Raw genomic sequence first — 13,881 nt, 5'->3', positions numbered from 1 at the left:
TAATAATTTATAGTAATACTATTAGTTAAGTAATAAATAATATTAGTTGAGTAATAATTGTTTAATTTTTACTAACTAATTTTTACTTATCAAGTTCTACTTGCTAAAAAATTACTTTATATAGATAATTAAAAAGAGAGATTAAAATGATCAGTATATCTTCAATAAAAAGTTATATGTTTTGTCCAATGAAACTATATCTTGAAAAAACATTAGGTGAAGAATCAAAAGACATTCTTTTACATAAAACAATGAAAGAACTAAGAATTGATGTAAATGATTTATTTCAAAGAAATTTAAAAAGAATAACAAAGGAAATGGACTTAGAAGAGATAGAAAAAAATTTAAATAAAAATATAGAAGAATATATAGAAAATTCTTTGTCTGCATTAGTTAAAATAGAAGAAAAAAATAATATAAACAAATTTAATAATGATTTGAACAATGATAAAGAAGAAACAAGTTTAGATAAATTAAAAAGCGAAAAATACACTAAAAATTTAAATAATTCTAATAATGATCCTACCAATAGTATTAATAGTTTTAATAATAATTCTCATGATTCTAATAACAATACTACTAATAGTGCTAATGATATTTATAATAATAAGTCCATTAATAATTCTAATGATAATTCTAATAATAATGATAATTTAAAAGAAAATTATGATATCAAAACAATAGAGGAAGAAATTGAAAGAATAGATAGAATACAAGAAATTAAAATAAATCTAAAAACAGAAATTTATTATAATTTAAAAATACTATCTTTAAAAACAAAAAAAGCTATCTTATTAAATCAAAAGGATGGAAGCCAAATTGCAGAATTATTCTTTCCAACAGCCATGTATAGTTATCTAATGAGAGATACACAATTAGATATTGTTGGGACATGCGATAAAATTGAAATAATTGATGGAAAATATTTTCCAATGAGTATAAAATCATCTAATCCACCTTTGAAAGGAGTTTGGGATGGAGATGCAATAGAATTAATTGCAGCTGCATTATTAATAGAAAATGAATTTGATACCGAAGTATTTGTAGGATTTGTGGATTATTTAAAGTTAGGAGAGAGAAGAGTTGTTGTGATGGATGCAAACTTAAGAAAAAGTTTTTTTAGAATTTTAAATGAAATCGATGATATTATAACCAATGAAATAATGCCTGAAATTAAAAAAGATAATAAAAAATGTCATAAGTGTGTTTATAATTTAATATGTAATCAAGAGGTAGATTTTAAGTGAATTTTAAAATTACTAAGATATCTTAGAAAACAAAGGAAATAATTAATTAAAAATAAAAAATTTTTATAATTATAATAAAAGTAATTATAATAAAAAGTCGAAATAAAATACTAAATAATAAGTACTTGAAAATATATATGTAAAATATAATTACAAACTTATGAATTAATAATATAGGTGAAAAAATGAATGACAAAGAATTAATAAAAAAATGTGAATCATGTGACTTCTATGATGACAACGATTTAATGGCTAACTGTAGAGCTGTTTTAGTAGATTTAGACGAATGTAAAGAAGAGTTAGGTATAAGTGAAGAAGAAAGTGAAACTTACTTAGAAATGGTAGAAAATTTAAAACCACAGGATGTTTCTAAAGTCTTAACTCTAGCTCTTAAAATAAGAGAAAGTGGAAAAATCAAAAACCCTGAAATAAAAAATGATGCTAGTAGATTAATAAGAGCTATAGAAATGAGTTAAATATATTATAACTCTTTTTTAAAAAATTAACAATATAATAAGTATTAACAAATATAATAAGTATTAATAAATACTAATAAATATTAATAAATATCCATAAATTTCAATGATTATTTACTAGTATTATTTTATTTACTAGTATTACTTCTATTTTAAATATTTTAAAAAGAATTATAATTATCTAAAATATGTGAAAACATTTAAAACTTATTTTTTTTCAATTTTTTAATATCAAAAATAGCAGTATCAGCTATTGCCATAACGGCCATTACTCCTGCTTGTATAGGATCAGATATTACAATGTCTGCTATTTCAGTAACACCACCAGGCATATTTAAACTTATAACAACCAAATCATGCTCAGACTTTACATTTGATATTGATTCAGCTATTTTGCCCCCCATTAAAGATCCTGCCAACACCAATGCACTTACTCTTGGAAGTCTAGATAAAGCTTCAACTGCCTCTGCAATATCATCTTCACCAACTAAAGGGATTGTATCAATACTTATTCTTTCTCCTCGTATATTATGTCTATCTGCTTCAGTTATAGCTCCCATTGCTACTTGAGACACTTGAGCACCACCACCAAATATTATAATCCTCTTACCATAAATATCATTAAGAGAACTATGAACTTCAACAGATTGAACTGAATCAATAGATTTTATATCCTCGATTAATTGTTCAAGGTTATTGATACTTTCAAGTTCCAGATTAATTGATCCTAAATTGTTTTTTTCAATAAATAGATGAGTATAGCTGATATTTGCACCATAAGATGAAATTATATTAGTTATTTCATCTAAAACTCCTTTTTTTTCAAGACTTTTAATTGTTATCGCAGTGTTTGGCATTTAAACACCTGAATGAATAAAATAAAAATTAACAGCATAAATAAATCTGATATAATAAATTAATAATAGAAAACTAAAAAATTAAAAATAAAAACTTTTTCAAATTATAAAACTAGAAATAAAATTTAATAGACATAATATGTTTTAGACATGATATGATTAATTTTAGATATATAATGTATATATATAAAATAATATTGGATATATTATTAGATATAAAATAATATTAGATATATTATTATTAGATATAATATTACTCGATATAAAACATTTTAAATCTTAATTTTCTAATTTTACTAATTCTAAATCAGCTTTAGCTTTTCTAAACAAAGATAGAAAACTATCTCCTTCACCAACAGGTATAACCTCTAAACCTAAATCCCTATGCTCATCAATCCATTTTTCATTAAAAACAGGGATTTCAACCTTAATAGGTTCATCAGATTTATTAACTAGAATAATATTTCTATATGGAAAATTTCGCTCAACAATATATCCACCAAGGCTTACAATATGATGAGCTCTAACTACAAATTTCAATAAAATCACCGAAATATTAACTTATATAATTAATTTATATAATATTAACTTTAACTTTTATAAATATTATAAATTTTTATATTTATTATTATTTATATTAATATCTATTTGAAACAATATCTAGATATTTGAAATAATGTCTTTCTATTTTAGATAGTTATCTATTTAAGAATTAAAATAATATAGTATCTTTGGATAACTATCTATTTAATAATTAAAGCAATGATAATTACTATAATAATCCAATAGCGATAGCTAAAACTCCTAAAAGAGATGATGCAATTACAACTGGATAGAACTGCCTATAAGTAAATACTGGAGAAAATGCACTCATTATACCCATTATTACTGGGAAAATAACTGCAACAAGAATATTTACCAAAATCCCCCAAGAAAATATATTAGGTGGAAGTCCAATGAATAAAACTGAAAATAAGGCTCCTAAAGTAAACATTAAAAATCCTCTTGTAATATAAACAAAAGACCTATATTTTGAAGCATATTCCATATAAGGACCTTCAATAACATCAGCTTTAGCTTTTAAAATATTGAAAGGATATTCATTTAAAAGAATCATATAACCAATGAAGAAAACTATAGTCCCAATAACTCCAGCTACTGTAAATAAGAATGGACCATGAACTTGTTGATAAGCCACAATATCTCCAAGGAATATGCTACCAGTTATAGCTACAGGTATAAATATTGATAGATATAACGGGAATGAACCAAAAGCAATCATACGAAATGCTCTATTTGAGCTTAAATCTTCAAGATAAGATCTTTGAACATTTGGATGAGATGCTCCTTTAACAATATCTGGAAATGGAAGTCCGAGAGACATTACAGATTTAGAAAGAGATCCCATTAATACATAAGCAACTTCTTCTACTTTCAAAAATCCAACGATAGCAATAATACTAGCTAATGCTCCAAAAAAATACATTTGAGGAGTTAAAGCCAACAATATTAAAATTACCACAATAAAAGAAACAATAGGTAACGATTTGTAAAGGGTTGGTACTGGTGAATTCGGAGATATATTTTCCTTAAAGAAAAATTTTATAGGAGCCATAATCCCGGGACTAGTGACAGGAGGCCCTATTCTTTGTTGGATTCTCGCCTGAATATATTTTCTTTCAATTCCAGGAAGAAAAGTTCCCACAATCAGGGCTAGAACTAATGTACCAATCACTGCTAAAATTGAATATATAATTGTGATATTTGACATTTTATTTCCTCTTAATTTGTATAGTTGTATAGTTTGTTTAAATTATAGTTTATTTAAATCTAGCTTATAACTTATTTAATTTTAGTTTTTAAATTTAATTTATATTATGAAATTTATTAATTATGATTTAAATCTTAATTATTTTAATAGCTCTGTCAGTACAAGTAAAACATGGGTCACACTGAACTATACAGAGTTGTGCATCAGTAACATGATCGCCAATACAGGCAGTTTGCATAGCTCCAATGTTAGACATTGAAGGAGTTCTAATTATACTTCCTCTTACCCGACCATCTTCAATTGCATAAGAATGATATAAGGTTCCTCTTGGAACTTCGATATAGCTTTTTATTGTATCACAATCAAACATTTCCCAAGATCTATTAACAATAGGGCCTTTTGGAAGATTTTTTATAGCTTGACGTATGATATTAATTGTTTCTGGAATTTCAAGAACTCTCATTAATATATTGGATTTCACATCCCCATCATCCTGAGTTACAATATTAAAATCAAAATCATCATATTCTTTCATAGTAGCTCTAAGGTCTTGAGATATTCCAGTAGCTCTAAGAGTTGGACCAGATACTTCAAGGGCTTTTGCCTGTTTTTGAGTAATTACCCCAATTCCTTCAATTCTACTCATAACAATAGGATCAGAAACAAATCGATCAGCAAAATCTAATATTCCTTTTTCAAGAGTGTTCATACCTTCAGCAAGCTTTTGAATTCTCATTTCAGTGAGTTCACATCTTGGTCTCACTCCTCCAATTATAGAAGCTCCATATTGAACACGGTTACCCCCAATCATTCGAAGTAATTCCATTACTGTTTCTCTAAGATAAAAAGCTCTCATTGAAAATGTTTCATGTCCTAAAACTTCGCATCCATGAGCGAGATAAAGACAATGACTATGTAATCTCTCAAGTTCTTCGACTATAATCCTAATATAATTAGCTCTCTCAGGAACATCAATTCCAAGGCCTTTTTCTGCAGTTAAAACTGAGTTCCATATATGAGCATTAGAACAGATTCCACATACTTTTTCTGTAAGGGCATTTGCTTTTTCAACAGGTAGTCCTTCCATTATTCTTTCAATTCCTCTATGATTAACACCAATAGTAATCTCAGCATCCCTTACAATTTCATCTTCAACAAAAAGTCGGACCCTATATGGTTCCAATGCAGCAGGGTGGACAGTTCCCATTGCAACCTCGGTTTCAATTATTTCCTGCTTTATTGGTCTTTTATCTTCTGTCATTATATCACTTAATTGTAATAATACATTATAATTAATTTTTAAGTAAATTCAAGTATTAAATAATTATATCTATATAAATATAATAATTTCATTAATCTAACGAATATTTTAGTAATTTAATAAGTTTTTTAATTTATTAATTCTAATTTATTAAATTTTATCATGTAATTTTAGTATATACTAATTTATTAATTCCATAACTATCTTAAAATTCTATAATATATTAACTATATTAATATAAATTAATATTAAATTAATATTAAATTAATATTAAATATTAAATTAAATAGCTAATCTAATTTTTAAAATAACCTAATCTAATTTCAATAGTTAATCTGCTTCTAAAAGTTTAGGAAGTGCAGCTACCACACCAGAAATTACATCTTCTGGTCTAACAGCACAACCAGGTACTTTAGCATCCACTGGAATTATGTTCTCAACTGGACCCATAATTTCTTCAGAGGGTATATCACCATGAATATTTTTATAAACTCCACCCATTAAAGCACAGGCTCCTGCAGCTATTACAGCTTTAGGATTTGGAATAGCTTCATAAATTTTTTTTAAAGGTGCTTCATTGAGCTTTGTTACAGGACCAGTGACAACCAAAACATCAGCTTCACGAGGATTCCAAGTTAAAAAAACCTTATATTGCTCAACATCAAATTTAGGTGAAAGAACACAATTAACTATCTCAATATCACAACCATTACATCCTCCAGTATATACTAACATTAAATGGACAGCTCTTGCCCTTGAAAATGACTTAAGGCTCATTAAATCCCTCTATAATTTTTATTTTTTATTTATTAATTTTTATTCATTAATGTGATTTATAATATTTATTAATTATTATTTTTAAATCTAATTTTATTATTTTATGAACATAGTTATTATTTATAGTAATTATAATAATTATTATTTCTAAATTTAATTATTAATTCTTAAATTTAATTATTAATTTTTAAATTTGATTATTAATTTTTAATTTTATTATTATTTACTAAACTTATGTAATTTCTTAAGTTTATTCTCACTAGTATTATTTTTTATCACAGTTTTATCAGATAAATATTGAGATATAAATGAAAGTTTATCTTCAGAAATCTTAAATGGTTTATTCATATGCTCTTCGAGGTCTAATTCGACTTTACCAACATCATGAGGATGTATTGTAGCTTTTTCACCAAATAATGCATAAACTGGGCAAAAATCATGACAGTAATAACATACAACACATTTTTCTGAATTGAGTTTTGGAACTTGTGTTTTGATCCATCCATCCATCAGCTCTTCAGGAGTTTCTAAATCAACCATATCAATCGCATTAGTTGGACATATATTTGCACAGCCAGAGCAACCAATACAAGCATCAATAGCTACTTTATTTTTTGGTTTTATTTTACCATTCAGGATATCTTCTCTCATTTCCATATCCGTTACTCTATTAGAAGCAAAAAAAACCTTTTTAAAATTCCCAAAAGCTCCTTCTAGCATTATTCTTATTAAATTTTTCATTCAAACACCATAAAGTTATTCAGTTAAATATTATTATGAAGTTATAATAAATATATTTTTAAATAGATTTTTTAAAATATCCTTGACTATTAAAGATAATTATTATTTATTACTAATTTTATCACCAAAATCTTCAAATTCTCTTTCAAAAATAAATGCTTTTGCAGGACAGGCATTACGACATGCACCACAATAAATACATTTACTATCATCCACCATCATTCCAACATCTTCTCTATCAATAATAGCATCTTCAGGACAAATTCTATAACATAATTTACAATTCATACAAAGCTTATTATCAATTAAATTGAAGCCATCGGAGATGCGTTTTTTAGCCATTGTAGTTTTTGGAATTGCATCTACAGGACAATGAATTCCACAAGTTTCACAAAGAATACATTTATCCATATCTACTTCAATAGTGCCTCTTTTTAAAGTAATGGCATCTTTAGGACAGAGTTCACTACATATTCCACAGGATATACAATCATCTGAAACAGAGCCATCCCATTCAGCTGTAATAAATTTACGAGCATTCTGTCTATCACATACTTTAACACATTTACCACAAGAAACACAATAACCATTAAGTGCAAATTCATCATTTTCGTCTTCTTTAAGTGTAGAAACAGGACATGAATCAATTGATTTTTGATTAATTTTTTCAAACTCAACATCAGCTTTTAAAAGTTCTTTAGCTAATGCCATATCATCTTGAGCTAGAGATTTATCTCCAAAATCAGAAATTTTATTATTATCACTTTCAATATCTTCATTATTAGTACTAACTTTATTACTAGTATCAAATGCATCATCTAAAATATTATCAAGAAGTTCATTATCAAATTCATTATTATTCAATTTGTTATCTTCTACTTTATTTTTAGCTCCTTGAATATTAATAGAAGGATCAAAACGCATCTTACCATTAATTTGTTTTAAAGCACCAGTAGTACTATTATCAGCACATAAACCACAATTAAGACATGAAACAATTGAACCAGTTATTTCATCCTCAGGTTTAATAATATTAACTTCAAAGTTGTCTGCTTTAATAGCATCGTTTGGACAATTTTTAAGACAATTCAAACACAAAACACATTTATCATGATCAATAACACCTTCTTGAATAGCATCTGCAGGACAAACATCTGTACAAACTCTACACTCAGTACAAACACCTTTTTGATTTATATTAACATCAATAGCTTTAGTAGGACAATAATACTCACACCGGCCACATAAGATACAATTTTCATAGTCTGTTCCAACAAAGTTTCTTTTGGTATGAGATTTTGAAGATTTAGATTCGTTTAAAGTAGGAATAGCTAAATTAAGTGATTTTAAAAAGTTTAATTGTTTCTCTTCGATTAAATCAAAGCCATCTATTCTAGATTTAGTTGGGCAAGAATCAACACAAATTCCACATCTTGCACAGATACCTTTAGTCATTCCATTTTCAATGTGAATACTATTAACTGGGCAGGTAAATTCACATACTCCACAGCCATTACATTTGGCTCTATCAACTACATACCCCCCATATCTATTTTTGAAGATAGCTTGATTTGGACAAGCCTCAAAACAAGCCCCACAAGTAATACAACTAAAAGCCTTACCATTTATAAGGCGAATAGCTTCAGTGGGACATATTTTAACACATTCTCCAATCCCTTCACATTTATTTGTTGATAAAAACATGATTTAACTTCCTATCATCGTAAATTCTTTTTATAATTGAATTTTTATAATTAAGATTTTTATAATTAAATTTTTTATAATTTAACTTATTTTTTATAATTTAAATTTATATAATTAAATTTTATATAATTGAACTTTATGATTAAATTCTTTATAATATTAAAATTTTCATAATTTAAATTATGATTAAATTTCATATAATTAGATTTTATATAATTAAACTTCATTTAGTTGAAATTTTATAATTAAAATTTTATAATTAAACTAGACATATTCTATTTAGTTTATTGGGTTTTTGATATTATTCTTTTAATTACATCCCCAACTATCAAACCAATAGCTGCAGACAGAAATGATGTAGATATAGGCACATCATTAAAAAATGGGTATGGACCAGATTGCCATGCAATTATAAGAGCTACTAAAAATATGATAACATAAGATCCTATTGTGAGATTAATACTACTAGTATTCCTAACTCTTATTCCTACAACAAATCCTATTAAAAATCCAAATATTACAGGGCCTAAGTATAACATATATTCAATCTCCTATATTTAGAGAATCTTTATTACCATTGGTATTTTTATTATCCATATCAGATTTACTATCATTATTATTTGGTTCATCTTCTTTATCACTAACATGTTCTTTAATCTTGTCAAACTGTGAAAAAGCTATTACAACAGCACTTAAACCAACAAATACCTTAAAACCTACCAATATATTAAAGTATGGGACTATTCCTGCATTAGTAGGGTCCTGATAATGAAATATATTAACAATATATTGTGGAAGTATATTATAAAAATCTGTACCTACATTATATAAAAAGAATCCTGTAGTGAACAAACCAACTAAACCTAAACTGATATAACCCATAGCACCAATACTTTCAATTGCAGATATGAAGTCATGGGAAAAGTTTATAGGGCTTTTTTCAACACCATAAACAATAACACATAAAATAACTCCAGCAGCAATCATTGCTCCTCCTTGAAAACCACCACCAGGAGTTATATGGCCTCCCAAAATAGTCATGACTCCAAAACATACTAGTATAAAAGCACATGGAAATGCAAATAATTTAAGAATAGGACTCATCATTCTCTCTCCTTTATTCTTTCTCCTTAGAATTTCCGTCAACAATACCTCTTCCAAACACTAAAAGAATAACAATTACAGCAGTTACTAATATTAAAGATTCTCCAAGAGTATCATAACCTCTCCAATCAAAAACTACTAATGTAATCATATTAGGTTCAATTGAAGTACCTAACGCATTATAAATGTTACTAATACCAGGATTTATAATGTTTTTAAAACCGAACATAACTTCAAGTAATGTAAAAGAGAAAAAAGCTGTTGAAATAGACAGTATTAAAGTTCTAATACCCGTATAATTATTAGTATTATCTTTTTCACTAGAATCTTTTTTATCTCTAACATATTCATTATTTTCATTAGACATGGTTAGTTCCCCAATAAATTACAGTAATTAAAATTCCTAAAGTAAGAATCACATAAAAAGTCATCTTTTCCAGAGATTCGCTTTGTTCTCTTTTAAGCCTTGGAATAAGTGGCATGTTACCAACTAAAAATACCCCTAATACTAAAACAACAATTATTGTTAAAAATATATTAATATGTCTAAGTAAAATTGCTGCTATGAGAATAGTTGAAATTAAAGTTAATTCTGCAGCTAATGCTGAAGAAACAAGATCATTTGTAGCTGAATCTTCACCTATTTTTTCTTTAATATTGATTATATTTTTAAGTGAATTAACAATTTTATCATAAAATCCCATCTAAATCAACCCCATTGCAAATTGTGAAATGCTATCTGTAGCTAATTGAGGGAAAAGCCCAAGTATAATACATATTATTAATAATGCTCCAATAGCAATTATAGATGACTTGGGTAAAGGTTTATCAGAAACCACTAGGTCATTCGGCTTTGGTTTTAAATATATTGAATGGTATGCTTTAATGAAAACCATGAATGTTACAATACTAACTAAAACTGCTATAATAGATATTTCAGGAAATCCAGAATCTAAAGATGCTTGGATAATCATCATTTTACTCTGAAATCCATTTAATGGAGGTACACCAGCCATTGCAAACCCACCCATCAAAACCATAATCGCAACTATAGGATTATGCTCTAACATACCACCAAGTTTTTTAGTGTTTGAAGTTTTTGTAAGATATAATATAGTTCCAAACCCAATGAAAAGTAGGGCAGTTACTATGATCTCATTAAGTGCTTGGAAAAGACCTGCAGTAATAGATAATTGAGTTGCAAGACCAAATCCAAGTCCAATGTAACCTAACTCACCTACAGCTAGAAATGCAATCATTTTTCTAAAGTCAGTTTGCATAATAGCCATTGTAACACCTAAAATCATTGCAAGTAATGAAAATATTACAATTAATGTTTTAAAGAAAGGTAAATATGAAAATATTCTAAATATAGCAATTCCTACTGAAATAAAAGTGATTACAGTAAATGTTTGAAGTAAAGCTGCAGAGTTTGGAAGAGCTTTACTATAAATTCCCGATTTTATAGTATGGAATGGAGGCAATCCTGAAACATACAACCAACCAAAGAATATTAGACTAAATGCAAATAAAAGAGTTGGTGAAAGAGGATCTACCAGATTGTGAGAAATTACATAAACAATATCAGTGATATTTACACTACCAACAGCACCTAAAACAAATCCTATACCTAAAAGTAAAAGTGGACCACCAATAGAACCTAAAATCATATATTTAAGAGCTGTTTCATAATTATTATCAGATTTAGAAGTTAATATAATTCCTGTCTGAGCTAGCGCAGCTATTTCAAAAAACACATATATATGGAAAATATCATCTGAAAGCATGATTGCTGTGACTGCCGCTGTTCCAATAAACATTAAAAACATTAAAGGACCGGATACTCTTTTGTTTTGGCTTAATGATGTGAATATCGCAAAAAATGCTACAATTCCTAATATAAATATGAATATTTTTTGAAATGCTTCATAAGAATATGTAACAGCAGGATGGAATAGTGCTATTGTTGAATTCTGTAAATTTGCTGGAAGAGTTGAGAGTAATGTTGGATCAGAGATTAAAGGAGCATGTCCACCGAAAAAATACACCCCATAATTTGCTAATAAAGGAATAGCAGGAATTACTATAGCTACAAAAATAGCTAATAATTTTACAGTTCTATCCTTTTTATGAAATAAATTCAATAGTAAAGCACATATTACAGGAATAATCACCATTAGAGGAATTAACTCATTCATCAGTACCACCCATTTCATTAGCTACATTTTTTGTTTTTCTATCCCCTAATATTTCAGAAGCACTTAGAGTACCATATTTTTTGTATAAAACCATAGATATAGCCAACATTACAGCTAAAGTACTTGCCCCTATAACAATACTTGTGAGAACTAATGCTTGAGGCAATGGATAAGCAGAATTTGCAGCAAACCATTCTTGGCTCATTCCAGGCATAATAATTGGGACTACACCACCAGATTTATAACCAAGAGCAATGATAAATAAATTAGCTCCTTCTTCAATAAAAGCTATTCCAATAATCTTTTTTATTATATTATCAAGGAATATCGCTGCAAAAAGTCCTACAATTATAAATCCTGCTGATGTAAGCAAAGACATCAGCTGAGTGTCACTTAGAATCAAGAGAATGTCAGTCATTTATCATCCATCCTTTGAGTTTTATAAATAGCCATTGCTAAAAATACTGGAACAATAGCAGATCCTACAATAGCTTGAGTTAAAGCTACATCTGGAGCAAGTAAGAATTGAAAAAGAAAAGCTACACATACACCATTAATTCCTGTGAGAATAGCTGCTTTAAGCAAGTCCCTTTGCATTATTGCAAGGATACATCCTAAAACTGCAATAAACATCACAACAACTTCAATCATGATTTTTTCCCCTATTTCGGTTTGTATTTCGGTTTAAATTACTATTTTCAATATCATCAGTACTGACTTCTTTAATAGTTACATTATTAGCTAGATTATCAGCCACATTATCAGTCAAATTATCCTCGACATTACCAGTGACATTAGTAATAGAATCAGAATGCTTAGAACCTGAAAAATTATTTTTACTATCAAATTTATATTTAGAATCAGTTATAGTAATGTCATTTTTTCCAATAGCTAATTTATTGTAGTCATTATCATTAATTTTACCAGTTAAACTATCATCAGATTCATAATTACGATCATCTTCCCCATAGTAGTATGCATTAGCCATTGCATGAGCTAAAAATGGAGCTAATACAAAATAAATACCTGCAACAAGAAATTGACCCAATCCAATCATTGCTAAAACACATGCAATATCAACCATACCTAACATGTGAATTCTTGCATAAATTACCTTATCAATATCATCATCAAGACGAAGAATTCCAATAGCAGTGATTAAAACTATAATAGCTGCAATAATAAGACAGATTGATTGAATAACTTCTATTAAAAGTTCAATCATGACTAAACCTCCTCAATGCCACAGCAAAAGCTATTGTACCTACTACTCCAAGAAGAAGTAATGCTAAAGCAATATCTTTGTAGAAATCAATTGTATAAATATTTCCTACAATCAAAAGGAGTACTGATATAGCTAAAGAAAATGTGGAACATCCAATAAGCCCCATAGCTATTGTTTTATGTGTAAGTATTCTAACAGCTGCAAACATAAATATCACAAGAGCAACTATTAAGATATATTCTGAAATTAGCAATATACTCATTTTTATCACATTCAAGTAGATTATAAAATTTAATGATTATTAAAACATATAACTATTAATTTAATTATCAATGTAAGTTAATTATCAATACAATTTAGTTATTAATTTAATTTGATTATTAATGTAGTCATAAAATTAATATAAATGATTATTAAAAAATTTAACTCATATTTATTTAACCCATGATTTAACCCATATTTAATATTATTAATATAAACATTAATATAATCATATTTTTAATTTATACTATAATTTAAA

17 protein-coding genes and 1 pseudogene are annotated in these 13,881 nt (G+C 27.3%); 2 read left to right on the top strand and 16 right to left on the bottom strand.

Annotated features, from left to right (window positions below; all coding sequences use genetic code 11):
• The first annotated feature begins 146 nt into the window (after window positions 1–146).
• Together MBBAR_RS02880 and MBBAR_RS02875 are read left to right on the top strand one after the other, a co-directional pair.
• The gene (locus MBBAR_RS02880) at window positions 147–1,247 is read left to right on the top strand and encodes a CRISPR-associated protein Cas4 (protein WP_249025017.1); all 1,101 of its coding nucleotides are present in this window, start codon (window positions 147–149) and stop codon (window positions 1,245–1,247) included.
• A 185-nt stretch (window positions 1,248–1,432) separates the two neighbouring features.
• Window positions 1,433–1,723, top strand: coding sequence for a hypothetical protein (locus MBBAR_RS02875; RefSeq protein ID WP_080459768.1), 291 nt, complete (start codon window positions 1,433–1,435; stop codon window positions 1,721–1,723).
• Window positions 1,724–1,923: 200 nt separating this feature from the next.
• Here the strand turns inward: MBBAR_RS02875 and MBBAR_RS02870 are convergent, their stop codons facing one another.
• From MBBAR_RS02870 to MBBAR_RS02795, 16 genes and pseudogenes are all read right to left on the bottom strand, one after another.
• Window positions 1,924–2,580 carry a DUF5612 domain-containing protein gene (locus MBBAR_RS02870; protein WP_080459767.1) on the bottom strand — a complete coding sequence of 219 codons (657 nt, stop codon included), beginning with the start codon at window positions 2,578–2,580 and terminating at the stop codon, window positions 1,924–1,926.
• A 279-nt stretch (window positions 2,581–2,859) separates the two neighbouring features.
• On the bottom strand, window positions 2,860–3,120 hold the full coding sequence (gene ehbP / locus MBBAR_RS02865) for an energy-converting hydrogenase B subunit EhbP (protein WP_080459766.1): 261 nt from the start codon (window positions 3,118–3,120) through the stop codon (window positions 2,860–2,862).
• A 232-nt stretch (window positions 3,121–3,352) separates the two neighbouring features.
• A complete protein-coding gene (locus MBBAR_RS02860) occupies window positions 3,353–4,351 on the bottom strand; it encodes a respiratory chain complex I subunit 1 family protein (RefSeq protein ID WP_211272908.1) in 999 nt (332 codons plus the stop codon).
• A 127-nt stretch (window positions 4,352–4,478) separates the two neighbouring features.
• Window positions 4,479–5,612 (bottom strand): hydrogenase large subunit, encoded by a 1,134-nt coding sequence (locus tag MBBAR_RS02855; protein WP_080459765.1) that lies wholly within the window; start codon window positions 5,610–5,612, stop codon window positions 4,479–4,481.
• A 330-nt stretch (window positions 5,613–5,942) separates the two neighbouring features.
• Window positions 5,943–6,389 (bottom strand): NADH-quinone oxidoreductase subunit B family protein, encoded by a 447-nt coding sequence (locus tag MBBAR_RS02850; RefSeq protein ID WP_042702964.1) that lies wholly within the window; start codon window positions 6,387–6,389, stop codon window positions 5,943–5,945.
• A gap of 219 nt (window positions 6,390–6,608) precedes the next feature.
• Complete coding sequence (locus MBBAR_RS02845; RefSeq protein WP_080459764.1) at window positions 6,609–7,130, bottom strand: 4Fe-4S binding protein; 522 nt, start codon at window positions 7,128–7,130, stop codon at window positions 6,609–6,611.
• A gap of 102 nt (window positions 7,131–7,232) precedes the next feature.
• Entirely contained in the window at window positions 7,233–8,834 is a 1,602-nt protein-coding gene (locus MBBAR_RS02840; protein WP_080459763.1) for a 4Fe-4S binding protein, read from the bottom strand.
• A 284-nt stretch (window positions 8,835–9,118) separates the two neighbouring features.
• Window positions 9,119–9,373, bottom strand: a complete 255-nt coding sequence (locus MBBAR_RS02835; RefSeq protein WP_080459762.1) for a hypothetical protein — start codon at window positions 9,371–9,373, stop codon at window positions 9,119–9,121.
• Between the two features lie 109 nt (window positions 9,374–9,482).
• Window positions 9,483–9,938 (bottom strand): annotated as a pseudogene (locus tag MBBAR_RS02830) (MnhB domain-containing protein); the annotation flags it as partial.
• Window positions 9,939–9,951: 13 nt separating this feature from the next.
• A complete protein-coding gene (locus MBBAR_RS02825) occupies window positions 9,952–10,305 on the bottom strand; it encodes an EhbH (RefSeq protein ID WP_249025016.1) in 354 nt (117 codons plus the stop codon).
• On the bottom strand, window positions 10,298–10,642 hold the full coding sequence (locus MBBAR_RS02820; protein ID WP_080459761.1) for a hypothetical protein: 345 nt from the start codon (window positions 10,640–10,642) through the stop codon (window positions 10,298–10,300). The genes MBBAR_RS02825 and MBBAR_RS02820 overlap by 8 nt, the downstream gene beginning before the upstream one ends.
• Window positions 10,643–12,136, bottom strand: a complete 1,494-nt coding sequence (gene ehbF, locus MBBAR_RS02815; RefSeq protein ID WP_080459760.1) for an energy conserving hydrogenase EhbF — start codon at window positions 12,134–12,136, stop codon at window positions 10,643–10,645.
• Window positions 12,129–12,554 (bottom strand): cation:proton antiporter subunit C, encoded by a 426-nt coding sequence (locus MBBAR_RS02810; protein ID WP_080459759.1) that lies wholly within the window; start codon window positions 12,552–12,554, stop codon window positions 12,129–12,131. The genes ehbF and MBBAR_RS02810 overlap by 8 nt, the downstream gene beginning before the upstream one ends.
• The gene (locus tag MBBAR_RS02805; protein ID WP_042702953.1) at window positions 12,551–12,787 is read right to left on the bottom strand and encodes a DUF4040 domain-containing protein; all 237 of its coding nucleotides are present in this window, start codon (window positions 12,785–12,787) and stop codon (window positions 12,551–12,553) included. The genes MBBAR_RS02810 and MBBAR_RS02805 overlap by 4 nt, the downstream gene beginning before the upstream one ends.
• Window positions 12,780–13,361, bottom strand: coding sequence for a hypothetical protein (locus tag MBBAR_RS10450; protein ID WP_211272907.1), 582 nt, complete (start codon window positions 13,359–13,361; stop codon window positions 12,780–12,782). Before MBBAR_RS10450 ends, MBBAR_RS02805 begins: the two co-directional genes overlap by 8 nt.
• The gene (locus tag MBBAR_RS02795; protein ID WP_197016891.1) at window positions 13,354–13,623 is read right to left on the bottom strand and encodes a monovalent cation/H+ antiporter complex subunit F; all 270 of its coding nucleotides are present in this window, start codon (window positions 13,621–13,623) and stop codon (window positions 13,354–13,356) included. The genes MBBAR_RS10450 and MBBAR_RS02795 overlap by 8 nt, the downstream gene beginning before the upstream one ends.
• Between the last annotated feature and the right edge of the window lie 258 nt (window positions 13,624–13,881).

It is taken from the genome of Methanobrevibacter arboriphilus JCM 13429 = DSM 1125 (assembly GCF_002072215.1).
In the GTDB taxonomy this organism is placed as follows: domain Archaea; phylum Methanobacteriota; class Methanobacteria; order Methanobacteriales; family Methanobacteriaceae; genus Methanobinarius; species Methanobinarius arboriphilicus.
Note: the sequence above shows the minus strand (reverse complement) of the source record. Positions and strands in the feature narration are given on the sequence as shown.

Excerpts from the sequence above, each read along its gene's own strand:
- ehbF (WP_080459760.1), bottom strand. The coding sequence starts at position 12,136 with ATGAATGAGTTAATTCCTCTAATGGTGATTATTCCTGTAATATGTGCT.
- MBBAR_RS02820 (WP_080459761.1), bottom strand. The coding sequence starts at position 10,642 with ATGGGATTTTATGATAAAATTGTTAATTCACTTAAAAATATAATCAAT.
- MBBAR_RS02875 (WP_080459768.1), top strand. The coding sequence starts at position 1,433 with ATGAATGACAAAGAATTAATAAAAAAATGTGAATCATGTGACTTCTAT.
- MBBAR_RS02825 (WP_249025016.1), bottom strand. The coding sequence starts at position 10,305 with ATGTCTAATGAAAATAATGAATATGTTAGAGATAAAAAAGATTCTAGT.
- MBBAR_RS10450 (WP_211272907.1), bottom strand. The coding sequence starts at position 13,361 with ATGATTGAACTTTTAATAGAAGTTATTCAATCAATCTGTCTTATTATT.
- MBBAR_RS02845 (WP_080459764.1), bottom strand. The coding sequence starts at position 7,130 with ATGAAAAATTTAATAAGAATAATGCTAGAAGGAGCTTTTGGGAATTTT.
- MBBAR_RS02855 (WP_080459765.1), bottom strand. The coding sequence starts at position 5,612 with ATGACAGAAGATAAAAGACCAATAAAGCAGGAAATAATTGAAACCGAG.
- MBBAR_RS02835 (WP_080459762.1), bottom strand. The coding sequence starts at position 9,373 with ATGTTATACTTAGGCCCTGTAATATTTGGATTTTTAATAGGATTTGTT.
- MBBAR_RS02795 (WP_197016891.1), bottom strand. The coding sequence starts at position 13,623 with ATGAGTATATTGCTAATTTCAGAATATATCTTAATAGTTGCTCTTGTG.
- MBBAR_RS02840 (WP_080459763.1), bottom strand. The coding sequence starts at position 8,834 with ATGTTTTTATCAACAAATAAATGTGAAGGGATTGGAGAATGTGTTAAA.
- MBBAR_RS02880 (WP_249025017.1), top strand. The coding sequence starts at position 147 with ATGATCAGTATATCTTCAATAAAAAGTTATATGTTTTGTCCAATGAAA.
- MBBAR_RS02870 (WP_080459767.1), bottom strand. The coding sequence starts at position 2,580 with ATGCCAAACACTGCGATAACAATTAAAAGTCTTGAAAAAAAAGGAGTT.
- MBBAR_RS02810 (WP_080459759.1), bottom strand. The coding sequence starts at position 12,554 with ATGACTGACATTCTCTTGATTCTAAGTGACACTCAGCTGATGTCTTTG.
- MBBAR_RS02805 (WP_042702953.1), bottom strand. The coding sequence starts at position 12,787 with ATGATTGAAGTTGTTGTGATGTTTATTGCAGTTTTAGGATGTATCCTT.
- MBBAR_RS02860 (WP_211272908.1), bottom strand. The coding sequence starts at position 4,351 with ATGTCAAATATCACAATTATATATTCAATTTTAGCAGTGATTGGTACA.
- MBBAR_RS02850 (WP_042702964.1), bottom strand. The coding sequence starts at position 6,389 with ATGAGCCTTAAGTCATTTTCAAGGGCAAGAGCTGTCCATTTAATGTTA.